16 protein-coding genes and 1 pseudogene are annotated in these 16,443 nt (G+C 71.0%); 16 read left to right on the forward strand and 1 reads right to left on the reverse strand.

Annotated elements, in window-relative coordinates; genetic code table 11:
• Nucleotides 1–88 precede the first annotated feature (88 nt).
• On the reverse strand, nt 89–1,105 hold the full coding sequence (locus ORI94_RS20435; RefSeq protein WP_266077622.1) for a LacI family DNA-binding transcriptional regulator: 1,017 nt from the start codon (nt 1,103–1,105) through the stop codon (nt 89–91).
• A gap of 130 nt (nt 1,106–1,235) precedes the next feature.
• Between ORI94_RS20435 and ORI94_RS20440 the strand changes: the two genes are divergently transcribed.
• From ORI94_RS20440 to ORI94_RS20515, 16 genes and pseudogenes are all read left to right on the forward strand, one after another.
• Nucleotides 1,236–2,495 (forward strand): MFS transporter, encoded by a 1,260-nt coding sequence (locus ORI94_RS20440; RefSeq protein ID WP_266077624.1) that lies wholly within the window; start codon nt 1,236–1,238, stop codon nt 2,493–2,495.
• Between the two features lie 9 nt (nt 2,496–2,504).
• Nucleotides 2,505–3,866, forward strand: a complete 1,362-nt coding sequence (gene pafA / locus ORI94_RS20445) for a Pup--protein ligase (RefSeq protein WP_266077626.1) — start codon at nt 2,505–2,507, stop codon at nt 3,864–3,866.
• A gap of 135 nt (nt 3,867–4,001) precedes the next feature.
• Entirely contained in the window at nt 4,002–5,003 is a 1,002-nt protein-coding gene (locus tag ORI94_RS20450) for an FKBP-type peptidyl-prolyl cis-trans isomerase (RefSeq protein WP_266077628.1), read from the forward strand.
• Nucleotides 5,004–5,063: 60 nt separating this feature from the next.
• Complete coding sequence (locus tag ORI94_RS20455; RefSeq protein WP_266077630.1) at nt 5,064–5,435, forward strand: FKBP-type peptidyl-prolyl cis-trans isomerase; 372 nt, start codon at nt 5,064–5,066, stop codon at nt 5,433–5,435.
• Nucleotides 5,436–5,606: 171 nt separating this feature from the next.
• Complete coding sequence (locus ORI94_RS20460) at nt 5,607–6,560, forward strand: helix-turn-helix transcriptional regulator (RefSeq protein ID WP_042168486.1); 954 nt, start codon at nt 5,607–5,609, stop codon at nt 6,558–6,560.
• Between the two features lie 18 nt (nt 6,561–6,578).
• The gene (locus ORI94_RS20465) at nt 6,579–7,574 is read left to right on the forward strand and encodes a helix-turn-helix transcriptional regulator (protein WP_078878242.1); all 996 of its coding nucleotides are present in this window, start codon (nt 6,579–6,581) and stop codon (nt 7,572–7,574) included.
• A 61-nt stretch (nt 7,575–7,635) separates the two neighbouring features.
• On the forward strand, nt 7,636–7,944 hold the full coding sequence (locus ORI94_RS20470; protein WP_416237861.1) for a hypothetical protein: 309 nt from the start codon (nt 7,636–7,638) through the stop codon (nt 7,942–7,944).
• 89 nt (nt 7,945–8,033) lie between these two features.
• Nucleotides 8,034–8,228, forward strand: a complete 195-nt coding sequence (locus tag ORI94_RS20475; protein WP_042168480.1) for a hypothetical protein — start codon at nt 8,034–8,036, stop codon at nt 8,226–8,228.
• Nucleotides 8,229–8,467: 239 nt separating this feature from the next.
• Nucleotides 8,468–8,755, forward strand: coding sequence for a Sec-independent protein translocase subunit TatA (tatA, locus tag ORI94_RS20480; RefSeq protein WP_042168478.1), 288 nt, complete (start codon nt 8,468–8,470; stop codon nt 8,753–8,755).
• A 48-nt stretch (nt 8,756–8,803) separates the two neighbouring features.
• Entirely contained in the window at nt 8,804–9,754 is a 951-nt protein-coding gene (gene tatC, locus ORI94_RS20485; protein ID WP_266077637.1) for a twin-arginine translocase subunit TatC, read from the forward strand.
• Between the two features lie 126 nt (nt 9,755–9,880).
• A pseudogene (locus tag ORI94_RS20490) lies at nt 9,881–10,051 on the forward strand (sphingosine kinase); the annotation flags it as partial.
• Nucleotides 10,052–10,080: 29 nt separating this feature from the next.
• Complete coding sequence (locus tag ORI94_RS20495) at nt 10,081–12,936, forward strand: DEAD/DEAH box helicase (protein ID WP_266077639.1); 2,856 nt, start codon at nt 10,081–10,083, stop codon at nt 12,934–12,936.
• A 422-nt stretch (nt 12,937–13,358) separates the two neighbouring features.
• Nucleotides 13,359–14,993, forward strand: coding sequence for a sensor histidine kinase (locus ORI94_RS20500; protein ID WP_266077641.1), 1,635 nt, complete (start codon nt 13,359–13,361; stop codon nt 14,991–14,993).
• Complete coding sequence (locus tag ORI94_RS20505) at nt 14,990–15,397, forward strand: roadblock/LC7 domain-containing protein (protein WP_042168469.1); 408 nt, start codon at nt 14,990–14,992, stop codon at nt 15,395–15,397. The genes ORI94_RS20500 and ORI94_RS20505 overlap by 4 nt, the downstream gene beginning before the upstream one ends.
• The gene (locus ORI94_RS20510; RefSeq protein ID WP_266077643.1) at nt 15,394–15,801 is read left to right on the forward strand and encodes a DUF742 domain-containing protein; all 408 of its coding nucleotides are present in this window, start codon (nt 15,394–15,396) and stop codon (nt 15,799–15,801) included. Before ORI94_RS20505 ends, ORI94_RS20510 begins: the two co-directional genes overlap by 4 nt.
• A complete protein-coding gene (locus tag ORI94_RS20515; protein ID WP_042168463.1) occupies nt 15,782–16,402 on the forward strand; it encodes a GTP-binding protein in 621 nt (206 codons plus the stop codon). The genes ORI94_RS20510 and ORI94_RS20515 overlap by 20 nt, the downstream gene beginning before the upstream one ends.
• Nucleotides 16,403–16,443: the final 41 nt, after the last annotated feature.

A 16,443-nucleotide genomic window follows, 5' to 3' on the forward strand; every position in this document is an offset into this window, starting at 1 on the left:
GCAGTCGCGAGCACCGGACCCCGCCGACCCGGCTGGAAGGATGCCGCCGGTCGTCCCCGCCGTGATCCGCCGGACAGGCCAGGGTGTGTCAGGGGTGCGTGGCGGGCGGGGCCGTCGAGCCCCGGGGCACCAGGTGGACGGGGATGTCGCCGGCTTCGGGGGTGCGGTGGTCGAGGACCGCGAGGAGGGCTTGCATCCCGCGCTCGCCGAAGAGTTCCGCGTCGAGGCGGACCGTGGTCAGCTCCGGGTCGAGGGCCGTGGCCAGGGCCAGGTCGTCGAGGCCGGTGACGGAGAGGTCGTCGGGGACGCGCAGGCCGAGGCGGCGGGCCGCCTTGTAGACGCCGGCCGCGAGCTGGTCGTCGTCGCAGACGACGGCGGTGGGCCGGCCGGGGGCGGCCAGGGCGGTGTGGGCGGCGGTGACGGCGCCCTGGATGGAGATGGGTGAGCGGGCGGTGCGCAGGGCGGTACCGGGGGCGGCGGCCAGGTGGGCGGCCAGTTCGCGGGCGCGGACGTCGAAGGTCCAGGAGGGGATGTCGGCCGCCAGATGGAGGAAGTCGCGGTGGCCCAGCTCCAGGAGATGGCGGGTGATCTGGCGGACGCCGTCGGCGATGTCGAGGTTGACGGTCGCGGCGCCCGGGTTGCTCGTGGGGTCGCTGTCGAGCATGACCAGGGGGAGCTGGTCGCCGCGGATGGCGGTGAGGGCGTCGGCGGCCATGGAGGACGCGATGACCCCGTCGAGGGCGGCCTGCGCGGAGGCGAAGGGGTTGCGGGCGGGGCCGATGCCCTCGGGGGAGGGGTAGAGGACGACGCCGAAGCCGTGCTGGGCGGCGACGCGCGCGGCCCCGGTGTAGACGCCGGCGAAGAACTCGGTGGTGAGGGCGGGGACGACCAGGAGAACGGTGCGGGTGTGGCCGAGGCGCAGGTTGCGGGCGGCCAGGTTCGGGCGGTAGCCGAGGGTGTGCGCCGCCTCGCGTACGCGCTGTGCGGTGGTCTCCGAGACGCGGCCGCGCCATTTGTCGCCCATGACGAGGGAGACGGCGGCCTGGGAGACGCCGGCGGCCTGTGCGACGTCCCGGCTCGTGGGGCGGATCTGGGCTCGGGCCACCGTGGTACCGCTCCTTCGGCTGGACTCCGTCTGGACGGGTGAACAGCGGCCATGGTACGTATGAAGACCGAAGTTATACGTACAACGCCGAGGCTCCGAGAGACCTCGACGGGTGAATGGAGGGTGCCGCATGGCCACCGGATACCTGGAGATCCTCCGGGCGCGCCACGCGACCCGGCTCCTGGTGGGCACGCTGGTGGGCCGACTGCCCAACGCGACCGCGGCCATCGCGATTGTGCTGTTCGTCCGCGCGGAGGGCGGTTCGTACAGTCTGGCCGGCGCCCTGGCGGCGGTGTACGGCGTGGCCAACGCGGTGGGACAGCCGGTGCTGGGGCGGCTGGTGGACCTGCGGGGCCAGCCGCGGGTGCAGTTGCCGGCCGCGGTGCTGTCGGCGCTGGCGATGGCGGTCTTCGCGTTCGTGGGGACCGAGCCGAGGGCGGCGGCGTACGGGGCGGTGGCCGCCGCGGGGCTGTTCACGCCGCCGCTGGAGGGCGGGCTGCGGGCCCTGTGGTCGTCGGTGCTGCACCGCGAGGACCACGTGCACCGGGCGTACGCGATGGACGCGGTGGCCCAGGAGGTGATGTTCACCGTCGGGCCGCTGCTCGTCACGGTGTGCGCGTCGCTGTGGTCTCCGCAGGCCGCCCTCCTGGTGCTGAACGGGCTGGGGGTGCTGGGCGCCCTGTCCGTGGTGGTGTCGAAGCCCTCGCGCGCGTGGCGGTCGGCGCCGCGCGCGGCGCACTGGCTGGGCGCGCTGCGCTCGCCGGGGCTGCTGGCGCTGCTGGGCGCCTTCCTGTTCGTCGGCATCGCGATGGGGTCCATCACCGTGGCCGCGGTGCCCTACGGGGACGAGAACGGCGGTGACCACGTGTACGGCTGGCTGATGGCGGGCCTGGGGTTCGGCGCGCTCGTCGGCGGGACGGCCTACGGGGCACGGCAGTGGGCGGGGGAGCCGGCGCGGCGACTGCAGGTGCTGGTGGCGTTCCTGGCGGTGTGTTACCTGCCGCTCACGCTGATGCCGGGGCCGGTGGCGATGAGCCTGCTCGCGGTGGTCGCCGGCCTCTTCCTGGCTCCGGCGATCGCATGCGCGTTCGTGCTGATCGACCGGCACGCGCCGGCGGGCACGGTCACGGAGGCGTTCTCGTGGCTGGTGACGACGTTCACGGTGGGCGCGTCGGTGGGAACGGGCCTGGCCGGGCCGGTGGTCGAGACAGGCGGCGCGCAGGGAGGTTTCGCGATCCCGGCCGTCGCGGGTGGCGTGGCTTTGCTGGTTCTGCTGTCGACCGGAAGGGTACTGGCGGTTCCCGCAGACGGGGTCCTGGTTGCGGCCAGTTCGGAAAATGATCCGAACCGTGCCGTCGAACCCCGTTTGGGTTCAGGGGATCGGGCGTAATGTTCAGTCATGGACCGCCGCATTTTCGGGCTGGAGAACGAGTACGGCGTCACGTGCACGTTCAGGGGACAGCGCCGCCTGTCTCCTGACGAGGTGGCGCGGTACCTCTTCCGCCGTGTCGTGTCATGGGGCCGCAGCAGCAATGTCTTCCTGCGCAACGGTGCCCGCCTCTATCTCGACGTGGGTTCGCATCCGGAATACGCCACACCCGAATGCGACAACGTGACCGAGCTGGTCACCCACGACAAGGCCGGGGAGCGCATTCTCGAAGGACTCCTGGTGGACGCCGAACGACGCCTGCACGAGGAAGGAATCGCGGGCGACGTCTACCTGTTCAAGAACAACACCGACTCGGCGGGTAACTCGTACGGGTGTCATGAGAACTATCTGGTGGCCCGGCACGGGGAGTTCTCCCGGCTCGCGGACATCCTCATCCCGTTCCTGGTGACCCGCCAGTTGCTGTGCGGCGCCGGGAAGGTGCTGCAGACGCCGCGTGGCGCGGTGTACTGCGTCAGCCAGCGGGCCGAGCACATTTGGGAAGGCGTCTCGTCGGCGACGACCCGGTCCCGGCCGATCATCAACACGCGTGACGAGCCGCACGCGGACGCCGAGCGGTACCGCCGGCTCCATGTCATCGTCGGCGACTCGAACATGTCCGAGACGACCATGCTGCTCAAGGTCGGCGCCACCGACCTGGTGCTGCGCATGATCGAGGCGGGCACGGTGATGCGTGACCTCACGCTGGAGAACCCGATCCGGGCGATCCGCGAGGTGAGCCACGACATCACGGGCCGCCGCAAGGTCCGCCTGGCGAGCGGCCGTGAGGCCTCCGCCCTCGAGGTGCAGCGTGAGTACTACGAGAAGGCGCTGGACTTCTGCGAGCGCCGCGGTACCCGCACCGGCACGGTCGAGCAGGTGCTCGAGCTCTGGGGCCGCACCCTGGACGCGATCGAGACCGAGGACCTCGACCGTATCGGTACCGAGATCGACTGGGTGATGAAGTACAAGCTGCTCGAGCGGTACCGGGCCAAGCACAACATGACCATGTCGCATCCGCGGGTCGCGCAGATAGACCTCGCCTACCACGACATCCACCGCCGCCGTGGCCTGTACTACCTGCTCGAGAAGAAGGGGCAGGCCGCCCGGATCTGCAACGACATGAAGATCTTCGAGGGCAAGTCCGTTCCGCCGCAGACCACCCGGGCGCGGCTGCGGGGTGACTTCATCCGCCGGGCGCAGGAGCAGCGGCGGGACTTCACCGTCGACTGGGTGCACCTCAAGCTCAACGACCAGGCGCAGCGGACGGTGTTGTGCAAGGACCCGTTCCGTGCGGTGGACGAGCGGGTGGAGAAGCTGATCGCCGGTATGTGAGACGCGGCGTTCCGCGGTTCTCCCGAACCGCGGAACGCCACACGGGCGCCGTACGTTACTCAGTGCGGCGCCCTTCTCACGCCGTAGAGTTGCGCGGACGCCACCGACAAGATCGATGATTACGAGGCCCCCACCGTGCGCCGACGCTCACTCCTCATCGCCGTACCCGCTGGACTGGCCACTCTCGCCGCGTGCGGCGACGGCGGGTCCGATTCGAGCAAGGCCAGCGAGAGCGCCTCGCCGTCCGCGCCGGACGCCTCGGCCGCGCCCCCGCCGAAGATCGTCGACGGTCCGCTGCCGGCGATCACCGAGGGGGTGGAGTTCGGTGAGAAACCCACCGTGGCCAAGGGCAGCGGTGACCCCTCCAAGGACCTCGCGGTGAAGACCGTCATCGCGGGCGGCGGCAAGGCCATCGCCGAGAACGACTTCGTGGTGGCCCACTATCTGGGTCAGGTGTGGAGCACCGCGAAGGTGTTCGACAACTCCTACGACCGCAAGGCCCCGCTGGCGATCCAGCTGGCGCAGGGCAGCATCATCGACGGCTGGCGGTACGGGCTGACGGGGAAGAAGGCCGGCAGCCGGGTCCAGATGGCGGTTCCGCCCACCTGGGGCTACGGCACGCAGGGCAACGAGCAGGCGGGCATCAAGGGCACCGACACGCTGGTGTTCGTGGTGGACGTGCAGGACACGTTCAACGCGAGAAGTTCCGCCGAGGGCGGCGAGGTCGCCCAGGACAACGTCGACCTGCCGAAGGTCGGCACGAACACGGACGGTAAGGCGCCCTCCATCGAGGTGCCCGACACGAAGGCCCCGACGAAGCTGGTGTCGAGCTACATCCTCGAGGGCGACGGCGAGGAGGTCGGCGCCGAGAACAGTGTGCTCGTGCAGTACAAGGGCGTCCTGTGGGACGGCGGCAAGGAGTTCGACTCGACGTACGAGCGGGGGCAGTTGACCTCGTTCTCGCTCCAGCAGGTCGTCAAGGGGTGGGCGCAGGGGCTGACCGGCAAGAAGGTCGGCAGCCGGGTCCTCATCGTCATCCCGCCCGAGCTGGGGTACGGCGACACGCCGCCGCAGGGCAGCGACATCAAGAAGGACTCCACGCTGGTCTTCTCGGTCGACATCCTCGCGAAGTTGTGACCGCGCGTGATGTAAGACTGTGTGTGTTCGCCTTTCCGTAGACAAGCAGGAGCGTTAGACGTGAGCATCGACAAGCCCGAGATCGACTTCCCGGGCGGCGAGCCCCCGGCGGACCTCGAGATCAAGGACATCTGGGAGGGCGACGGAGAGGTGGCGCAGGCGGGTCAGACCGTCACCGTCCACTACGTCGGTGTCTCCTTCAGCACGGGCGAGGAGTTCGACGCCAGCTGGAACCGTGGCACTCCGTTCCGCTTCCCGCTGGGCGGCGGCCGGGTCATCCAGGGCTGGGACCAGGGCGTGCAGGGCATGAAGGTCGGCGGCCGTCGCCAGCTGACCATCCCCGCGCACCTGGCCTACGGCGACCAGAGCCCGACTCCGGCGATCAAGCCCGGCGAGACGCTGATCTTCGTGGTCGACCTGCTCGGGGTCTGATCACTCGCCCGATCGCCGATCGGTCGCCCGTGCGACGTCACGTCGCGGTTGCGACCGGACCCGATCACCTGGGGTCCATGCCTGTCCGGGCATGGGCCCTCGGCTTTTGCCGCGCCACCACGGGGCGGTACGGTCATCGGACTGAGCAGCATGAGGAGGCGAAGGGCGTCGATGGCCATTGCCAAGGCCGAGCGGCTGATGAACCTGGCGCTGTGCCTGCTGGGCACGCGGCGGCCACTGAGCAAGCGTGAGCTGCGCGGGTCCGTCGAGGCCTACCTCGAGGCGGCCTCGGACGATGCGTTCAACCGGATGTTCGAGCGCGACAAGGACGATCTGCGTGAGCTCGGGCTCGTCATCGAGACGGTGGAGAACCTCGACGGCGAGGTCGGCTATCTGGCCCGGCGGGACAGCAACCGGCTGCCGCCCATCACCCTCGACGCCGAGGAGGCCGCCGCCCTGGGCCTGGCGGCCAAGGTGTGGCAGCAGGCGAGACTGGCCGGCGCGGCCAGCGGCGCTCTGCAGAAGCTGCGCGCGGCGGGACTGCCCGAGGACGTCGACCCGTACGGGGCCCACAGCGCGCTCGAGCCGCGCATCCCGGTGCACGAGGCCTCCTTCGAACCGCTGATGCTGGCCTGCCGCGACCGCCGCTCCGTCGTCTTCGACTACCGCAAGGCCAACGCCGCACAGCCCGAACCGCGCCATGTCGAGCCGTGGGCGCTGGAGTGCTGGCGCGGCCACTGGTACCTGGCGGGCTGGGACCGCGACCGGGGCGCCGAGCGGGTCTTCCGGCTGTCCCGGATCACCGGGAAGGTGCGCTCCCGCGGCACCCCTTACACCGTCCCGGTGCCGGATGTCGTCACCGTGCGCGAGACGGTGGCGAGCTGGGCGGGGGAGAGCGCGGAGCGCTCCGCCCGGATCCGGCTGCGCGCCGACGCGGGGTACCCCCTTCGGGCGAAGGCCACGTCGGTGCGGGAACTCGGCGAGGGCTGGGAAGAGTTGGAGATTCCGTACGGGCACGGCCTGGACGCCTGGCTGGTGGAGTTCGGGGCGGACGTGGTGGTCCTGGAGCCCGCCGAGCTGCGGGCCGACGTGGTGGACCGGCTGCGCGCCGTGGCCAAGGGCTGAGGGGGACGGGACAAGAACGTGGCAGGCAAACCGGTCAGGCCAGTGAACGCCATCGACCAGACCCGGCGGATGCTCTCCCTGGTCACCTACCTGAGGGAACGTCCCGGGGCCCGGATCGAGGACGTGGCGCGTGCCTTCGGCATCACCGAGGACGAGCTGGTCTCGGACCTCGACGTGCTGCCCATGTGCGGCACCAGCTTCCGCGGCGGTGACCTGCTGGACATCGACACCGACGGGGAGCGCATCTGGTGGCACAACCCGGCCGCGCTCGGGGCGGAGGCCGCGGAGCCGCTCCGTCTCGCCGCGGACGAGGCCACCGCGCTGCTGGTCGCCGCGCGGGCCGTGACCACCCTGCCCGGACTGCGCGAGAGCGACCGGCAGGCGCTGCTGCGGGCCACCGCCAAGGTGGAGGCCGCGGCCGGAGAGGCGGCGGGCGCCAGCGCCCGGCTGTCGGTGACCTTCGAGTCGGAGGGCGGTGTCTTCGCGGACGTCGACCGGGCCATCGCCGAGCGCCGCAGACTGTGGATCCGCTACTACTCGCCCGCCCGCGACGAGCTCAGCGAGCGCGAGATCGACCCCATCCGCCTGGTCAGTGTCGGCCACACCTATGTGGAGGCCTGGTGCCGCCGCTCCGAGGCGCGCCGCACGTTCCGGCTCGACCGGGTCGCCGAGATCAGGATCCTCGACGAGCCGTCCGCGCCGCCCGAGGTCGAACTGCGGGACCTGTCGGAAGGTCTGATGCAGCCGGCGGCGGAGGATCCGGAGGTCGTGGTCGAGGTCGGGCCGGGCGGTCGCTGGGTCGCCGAGTACTACCCGCACGACAGCGCGGACGAGCTGCCGGACGGCGGGCTGCGTATCACCCTGCGGACACCCGACCCGGCGTCGCTCAAGCGGCTGGCGCTGCGTCTCGGGCGGGACGGCCGGATCGTCACACCGGACGACCTCGCGGACAGCGCCCGGCGGGCGGCCCGCGAGGCGCTGGCGGCGTACGACGGCGCCGGGGCGGCCGGATGAGCGGGCCGCACACGGTGTGCGCGGTCCGGGGCGGGCAGGACGACAGGCAGGAGCGAGGACTGTGAGCGAGTCGGCCACCCCCGGAGCACCGGCCCCCGGAGCACGGGGCATGACGGTGGCGTCCGCGTTCTCCGGGATGAGGAGCGTGGCGCCGGTCGTGTTCCGGGCGGGCTGCCCGGACTGCAGGGGGCGTTTCGAGCTGGGCGCGAGCGCGCTGCGCCTGGTCATAGGGGCCAGCAGACGCACCACCTTCTACTCGTTCACCTGCCCCGCGTGCGAGACGGCGGTCCGTAAGCCGGCGGGGGAGCGGGTCGTCGAACTCCTCACCGGCGGCGGGGTCAGCACCCTGCGGCTGCACTCGACGGCGTAGAGGCCGCCCGGCTCATGTCCCGGCGGCGCGCGGTCCCCCTCCCGGGCGCCGGGCGTTCCGCGCGGACGGGGACCGTCTAGGCTCGCCCTATGTTCTGGGCGATGTTCGCGGTTGCTGTGGGGTTCCTGGGGCTTGTGGTGCTCGGGGTGTTCGCCGTACGGGTCTTCGTCGAGGCGGAGCGGCTCGGCAGACAGGTCGCGGACTCGGCGAGCCGTATCGGCCGGGCCGCCGAGGACCTGGAGCGGGCGGCGGCCGGCGCGGCACGCTCCGCACAAGCGCTCTGACCCGGCCCGGGACGACCGTCCGGGTCCGCACGCCCTGTCGGGTTGCCGACCCGGGCGGGTACGCTGCTGACCGCGGCCCGGAGAACGAGGCCCGGACCGCGGACGGGAGTACGCACGGGGATTGCCTTACGTTCACCCCTGAGCGTTACGATCGCTGACAACGCGGTCATCGGACGCGTGTCCGAACGACCGGACAGGGCAGCATCCCACCCCAGCAGCCTCGGTGAGAAGGTAAAGAAATGTTCGGAAGGCTCGGAGCTCCCGAGATCATTCTCATCCTCGTCGTCATCATCCTGCTGTTCGGCGCGAAGAAGCTTCCGGACATGGCGCGGTCGCTCGGCAAGTCCGCCCGCATCCTCAAGAGCGAGGCCAAGGCGATGAAGGAGGACAAGGACAAGTCCTCCGCCCCCGCCGACCCGCCGGCCCCGGGCGACGACTCCCCGGCGCAGCGCACCATCCAGGCCGCCCCCGGTGACGTGACCAGCTCCCGCCCGGTGACGGAGCCGACGGACACGACCAAGCGCTGACGCAGGGCCGGACCGTGTCCGGCCCGCCGCACGAGATGGGAACGTGGGTTGCTCAAGTCTGCCCGCAAGCAGGAGAGGGATCCCGAGGGGCGGATGCCCCTCGCGGAACACCTTCGTGAGCTCCGCAACCGGCTCGCGAAGGCGCTGCTGGCCATCGTCCTGGTGACGGTCGGCGCGGCCTTCTTCTACAACGAGATCATCAACTTCTTCACCGAACCGGTGCTCAAATCGGTCGGCTGCGCGAAGTCCTTCGAGGAGATCGCCGCCTCGGCACGCGACGAGCAGCCCTGCGCGCAGATCACCATCAACGGTCTGCTCACGCCGTTCACCCTGGCGCTGAAGGTCTCCCTGATGGCCGGCGTCGTCCTGGCCTCGCCGGTCTGGCTGTACCAGCTGTGGTCGTTCGTCGCGCCCGGCCTTCACCGGCACGAGAGGAAGTACGCCTACGCGTTCGTCGCGACGGGCTTCCCCCTCTTCCTCGCCGGCGGCTACTTCGCCTACCGGGTGCTGCCGACCACGGCGAAGGTGCTCATCGAGTTCACCCCGTACGCCGTCGACAACCTGCTGCCGCTGGACGACCTGCTCGACCTCGTCACGCGCATGGTCATCGTCTTCGGGCTCTCCTTCGAACTGCCGCTGCTGCTGATCATGCTCAACTTCACCGGGGCGCTGACGGGCAAGCGCATGCTCGGCTGGTGGCGCGGCATGGTCATGGGCATCACGCTGTTCGCGGCCCTGGCCACGCCGAGCACCGACCCGCTGACCATGATGGCCCTCGCCGGACCGATCTGGATCCTGTACTTCCTGGCTGTCGGTGTCTCCCTGTTCAACGACCGCCGCAGGCGCCGTCTGGAGGCCATGGGCCCCGCCGACGACGAGGCCTCCGAGCTGGACCTCACCCCCGAGGACATCGGCGAGGCCGAACCCGTGCCGGCCCGGCGCGCCCTGCCCGAGCAGGCGAGCACGGACCGGGTCAACGGCTACGACGACGTGACCTGAGGACCGGGGCGGGGCTCGCAGGGTCACAAGGCGGCCGGCGGGACCACCCTCTTCGTCCCCCCGCCGCCGCGGGCCGCGGCCGGGGCGCCCGAGCGGCGCGGCCGGCCGCCGCCGCGGACCCTCCCCGCCGTGCACCGCGGAACGCGCGTCGGCCGCCCCGAAGCGAGCGTGTTCCGGGCGTCGCGGGTGGAGCCGGCCGCCGAACAGGTCACCGGTTACGGGGACGGCGAACCGCTCGGGCCCCTGCCGCCGAACGCGAGCTGCGTACGCGGCGCGGTGCGGGGCGTGGGCCCCTGACGGGCCGCGTCGGCTCCTGGATCCGGATAATGATCGTCCTGTTGTCGGCGCGGCCCGGTACGCTCGAAAGCACGATGACAGAGGACCTCTCACCGGCCGAGCGGTACGCGGCAGCACGCAGGCGCGCTGTCGAGCAGGCCACCGCACTCGCCTCCTTCCGCGAGATGTACGACTTCGGTCTCGACCCCTTCCAGATCGAGGCCTGCCAGGCGCTCGAAGCGGGGAAGGGCGTGCTGGTGGCCGCGCCCACCGGCTCGGGCAAGACGATCGTCGGCGAGTTCGCCGTCCACCTCGCTCTCCAGCAGGGCAAGAAGTGCTTCTACACGACGCCCATCAAGGCGCTGTCGAACCAGAAGTACGCCGACCTGTGCCGCCGCTACGGCGCCGACAAGGTCGGCCTGCTCACCGGCGACAACAGCGTCAACTCCGGTGCCCCCGTGGTCGTGATGACCACCGAGGTGCTGCGGAACATGCTGTACGCGGGCTCGCAGACGCTCCTCGGCCTCGGGTACGTGGTCATGGACGAGGTGCACTACCTCTCCGACCGCTTCAGGGGCGCCGTCTGGGAGGAAGTGATCATCCACCTCCCCGAGTCGGTGACCCTGGTGTCCCTCTCGGCGACGGTGTCGAACGCGGAGGAGTTCGGCGACTGGCTGGACACCGTGCGCGGCCACACCGAGGTCATCGTCTCCGAGCACCGGCCCGTGCCACTGTTCCAGCACGTACTCGCCGGGCGCCGGATCTACGACCTGTTCGAGGAGGGCGAGGGCCGGAAGAAGGCCGTCAACCCCGACCTCACGCGGATGGCCCGGATGGAGGCGACCCGCCCGGCGTGGGGCGAGAGGCGCCGCGGCCGGAACACGCGCGAGGCGGACCGGGAGCGGGAGCGCAGACAGCGCACGCGGGTCTGGACACCGGGCCGGCCCGAGGTGATCGAGCGGCTCGACGCCCAGGGCCTGCTGCCCGCCATCACCTTCATCTTCAGCCGCGCCGCCTGCGAGGCCGCCGTCCAGCAGTGCCTGTACGCGGGGCTGCGGCTCAACGACGAGCAGGCGAGGGAGCAGGTCCGCTCCCTCGTCGAGGAGCGCACCGCCTCCATCCCCACCGAGGACCTGCACGTCCTCGGCTACTACGAGTGGCTGGAGGGCCTGGAGCGCGGCATCGCGGCCCACCACGCGGGCATGCTGCCGACGTTCAAGGAGGTCGTCGAGGAGCTGTTCGTCCGCGGCCTGGTCAAGGCGGTCTTCGCGACCGAGACCCTCGCCCTGGGCATCAACATGCCCGCCCGCTCGGTGGTGCTGGAGAAGCTCGTCAAGTGGAACGGCGAGCAGCACGCCGACATCACCCCCGGCGAGTACACCCAGCTGACCGGCCGGGCCGGCCGGCGCGGCATCGATGTCGAGGGCCACGCGGTCGTGCTGTGGCAGCGCGGCATGAACCCCGAGCACCTCGCGGGGCTGGCCGGCACCCGCACCTATCCGCTGCGCTCCAGCTTCAGGCCCTCGTACAACATGGCGGTCAACCTGGTCGAGCAGTTCGGCCGGCACCGCTCGCGCGAGCTGCTGGAGACGTCGTTCGCCCAGTTCCAGGCGGACCGTTCGGTGGTCGGCATCTCGCGGCAGGTGCAGCGCAACGAGGAGGGCCTCGAGGGCTACCAGGCCTCCATGACCTGCCACCTCGGCGACTTCGAGGAATATGCGCGGCTGCGCCGCGACCTGAAGGACCGGGAGACGGAGCTGGCCCGCCAGGGCGCGTCGCAGCGGCGCGCGGAGGCGGCCGTCGCCCTGGAGAAGCTCAAGCCCGGCGACATCATCCACGTACCCGCGGGCAAGTACGCCGGGCTGGCGCTGGTCCTCGACCCGGGCCTGCCCGCGGGCCGTGCGGGCGGCCACCGCGGCATCGAGTACCACGACGGGCCGCGCCCCCTGGTGCTGACCGCGGAGCGGCAGGTCAAGCGGCTGGCGTCGATCGACTTCCCGGCGCCCGTCGAGGCACTGGAGCGGATGCGGATCCCGAAGTCGTTCAACGCGCGCTCGCCGCAGTCCCGCCGCGACCTGGCCTCCGCGCTGCGGACCAAGGCCGGGCACATCGAGCCGGAGCGGCACCGCAAGCGGCGCTCCCAGGCGGCCGACGACAGGGAGATCGACCGGCTGCGCAAGGCGATCCGCGCCCACCCGTGCCACGGCTGCGACGACCGGGAGGACCACGCCCGCTGGGCCGAGCGCTACCACCGGTTGCGGCGGGACACCAAGCAGCTGGAGCGGCGCATCGAGGGCCGGACGAACACCATCGCCCGTACCTTCGACCGTATCGTCGCCCTGCTGACCGAGCTGGACTACCTGCGCGGCGACGAGGTCACCGAACACGGCAAGCGGCTCGCCCGGTTGTACGGCGAACTCGACCTGCTGGCCAGCGAATGCCTGCGGGAGGGCGTCTGGGAGCAGCTCGGCCCGGCCGAACTCGCCGCCTGCGTCTCGGCCCTGGTGTACGAGGCGCGGGTCAGCGACGACGCGGTGGTGCCCAAGGTGCCCTCCGGCAGGGCGAAGTCCGCGCTCGGCGAGATGGTCCGCATCTGGGGGCGGCTGGACGCCCTGGAGGAGGACTTCCGGATCACCCAGACCGAGGGTGTGGGCCAGCGCGAACCCGACCTCGGCTTCGCCTGGGCCGCCTACATGTGGGCATCCGGCAAGGGGCTCGACGAGGTGCTGCGCGAGGTGGAGATGCCGGCGGGGGACTTCGTGCGCTGGTGCAAGCAGGTCATCGACGTCCTCGGCCAGATCTCGGCCGCGGCCCCGGCGGTGGAGGGCTCCACGGTCGCGAAGAACGCCCGCAAGGCGGTCGACGGACTGCTGCGCGGAGTGGTGGCCTACTCGTCCGTGGGGTGACGGCGGACGGGCTCGGCCCGTGCCCCACCCGGTGAAGCCCGGCGCGCTCCGTGTGCGCCGGGCTTCCGCGTCCCCGGTGCCCCGCCGGCAACAGGACCGGATGATTCCGCGGCCGTCGGCCGCGTGCTTCACCCTTCACGGTGAGTGGGATGCGCACGCCCGTACGGCGTTACGCGGGGTGTGCGAACGGTGTCCGAGCGTGTAAATGGGCTCGAGCGTACTCCTGCCCCAGGGGTCGTTTCCGGCACTTGCCGAATATGACACGGCGTTGATCCCGTCGGACTAAGCTCGCCCGCAGCGCACCGAGTTGGGATGAATTCGTGTGTCTGTTCCCTGTTGAGCAGATGGCTCCCGTCATCTCCCGGTCCGTCCCCGCCCGTACGTCCCCCCGACCGCCAGCCGATTCGCTTTCAGAGGCCTACATGGTGAGTGTCCAATCCCCGCCCGGTCGACGCGAACTTCCCTACGCTCGCGTGCTGTTGCTGCCGGCCATACTGATGGCCGCGGCAACCGGAGCCGCCGTCGCCCTGGTGACGGAGCCCGCCCGGATCGCCGTCGGCACCTGCGGCGTCGTCGCCACCCTGCTGGTGATCGCCGCCGCGGCCGAGGCGGTGCGCCGCGGCCGCGTCCTGCGGGACGAGCGAGCCGAACACGAACGTCACCGCGCGTATCTGGAAGCGCGGATCGCCTCCCACGACACGGAGACGCTGCACTTCGCGGACGCCGTCGTCCCCGAGGCCCTGGACTTCCTGCACCGCGGAAACACCCCCAGGGAAGTGCTCCTCCATCTCAAGGAGGTCAACCCGGCCTGGCGTGACCTGCCCGAGTACCAGATCAAGCTGCTCAAGACGATGCTGAAGATCATCGACGACGAGGAGGCCCTGCGCGACTCCTCCCAGCGCTCCTTCGTCAGCATCGCCCGCCGCGTCCAGGCGATCGTCCACCAGCAGGCCAAGGAACTGAGGGAGATGGAGGAGGACCACGGCCGCAACCCCGAGGTCTTCGACGACCTGCTGCGCATCGACCACGGCACCGCGCTGATCGGCCGCCTCGCCGACTCCATCTCCGTACTGGGCGGCGGCCGCCCCGGACGCCAGTGGCCCGAACCCGTCGCCCTCTACAGCGTGCTGCGCGGCGCGATGTCCCGCATCCTCGAGTACCGGCGCATCGACCTGAAGTCCATCGCCAAGGTCAACATCAAGGGCATCTCCGTCGAGCCGGTCATCCACGCCGTCGCCGAACTCCTCGACAACGCCACGCGCTACTCCCCGCCCCACACCAAGGTCCACGTCACCGCCATCGAGGTGCAGACCGGCGTCGCCATCGAGATCGAGGACGCCGGAGTCAGCCTCGACGAGAAGGCGCGGGCCCGGATCGAGGACAAGCTGGAGCAGGCCAAGGCGGGTGTCGACCTCCAGGACCTCGGCACGAGCCCCCGTCTGGGCCTCGCCGTCATCGGCCGGCTCTGCTCCGGATACAAGATGCAGGTCTCGCTGCGGGCCTCCGCCTACGGAGGCGTCCGCGCGGTCCTCATCGTGCCCAGCGACATGATGACCACCGAGCCCGGCGTCGGCCTCGCCCACGGCATCGGCGCGACCGCCGTGCCCATGCAGGTCGACGCGCTTCCCGGCCCCAAGCGCGCCCCCAAGAAGCGCCGCCCCACCAGCCCCAGCATCCCCGCCACCGTCTCCATGGAGGACGACGTCCCCGAGGTCACCGAATGGACCTCCAACGGGCTGCCGCAACGCCGCAGCCGGGTGAAGACGTCGCTGACCCAGCGGTACGCCGAGCAGGCCGCCGCCGAACGGGCCGAGCGGGAGGCCGCCGAGCGGGGCGAGACCATCAGGTCGCCCTGGCCGGCCCCCGAGCCCGAACCGGCCGAGCCGAAGGACGACCGCGAACCCGGGCTGTGGGTCGACGCGTTCTGGGACGGCCTGAAGAAGGACCTCGAACCCGGCGTCCACCCCACCGACTTCACCCGGAACCCGACCGCGTACCTGCATCTGATCAACGAACCGGCCCGCACCGAGGCCGACGACGAGGGGGACCTCAAGTGATCCAGCAACGGGCCAACTTCGACTGGATGCTCAAGGAGCTCGCCGACGGTGTACCCGGCGTCGAGATGATCGTGGTGCTCTCGGCCGACGGTCTGCGCATCGCCCGCTTCGGCGGCGAGCCGGACGCCGCCGACCGGGTCGCCGCCGCCTGTGCCGGCGTGCAGAGCCTCGCCGGTGCGGTCGCCGGGGAACTTCCGCGCAGCGACGGCGAGATGAAGATGGTGATCATCGAGATCAACGGCGGCTACTTCTACCTCATGGCCGCCGGCGCCAACGCCTATCTCGCGGTGCTCTCCGACATGACCTGTGAACCCGGGCGGATGGGGGCCATGATGCGCGACCTCGTGGTCCGTATCGGCGCCCATCTCACCAGCCCGCCCCGCCGGAACGGGACGACCGTATGACTCCTCCGCAACGCCAGAGGCGCTCCCCGCAGGAGGACCCTCCTCCGCAACCGGCCACGGACAAGAAGGAGACCGAACGGCCCAACCCGGAGCGGCTGTACGTCGTCACCGGCGCGGACGGGAACCGCGCGGACCTCGACCTCGTGACGCTGATCGTGTCGCGCGTCGAGGACCCCCCGCACTCCGCCACGCCCGAGCAGGCGGCACTGCTCCGGCTCTGCGCCGCCCCCCTGTCCGTGGCCGAACTCTCGGCCTACCTCAGCCTGCCGTTCGGCGTGGTGACCGTGCTGCTCACCGAGATGCTGGCGGCGGAACTGGTGCAGGCGCGCGCCCCGATCGTCCGCAAGGCGCTCCCCGACCGTTCCCTTCTCGAAGCGGTGATGCATGGACTTCAAAGGCTCTGAGACGATCCCGGGCCCCCGGACCGAGGATCAGCTGCCGCACACGGCCGAGGCCGCGGCGAAGATCGTGATCGTGGGCGGTTTCGGGGTCGGCAAGACGACCATGGTCGGGTCGGTCAGCGAGATCAAGCCGCTGACCACCGAGGAGACCATGACCCAGGCCGGCGTAGGAGTCGACGACAACTTCGGGTCCGCGTCCAAGACGGCCACCACGGTGGCCATGGACTTCGGCCGCATCAAGATCACCGAGCAGCTGGTGCTCTACCTGTTCGGCACCCCGGGCCAGGAGCGCTTCTGGTTCCTGTGGAACGGTCTGTTCGAGGGAGCGCTCGGTGCGGTGGTGCTGGTCGACACACGCCGCCTGGAAGTCAGCTTCGACGTCATGGGACGGCTGGAGGAACGCGGCGTGCCCTTCGTCGTGGCCGTCAACACCTTCCCGGACGCGCCCCGTTATCCCTTCGCGGATCTGCGGACGGCGCTCGACCTGCCCCAGGACGTCCCGATCATGGACTGCGACGTACGACGCCGCGCCTCCAGCCGGGACGTACTGGTCACGCTGATGCGGTTCCTGCACTCGCTCGCCATGACGGGCTCGCGCACCTGACACCCCCGATCCCCTGCTCTCCCCCTGTTCTCCGGAGCGAC

Source organism: Streptomyces sp. NEAU-W12 (assembly GCF_026242095.1).
Taxonomy (GTDB): Bacteria; Actinomycetota; Actinomycetes; order Streptomycetales; family Streptomycetaceae; genus Streptomyces.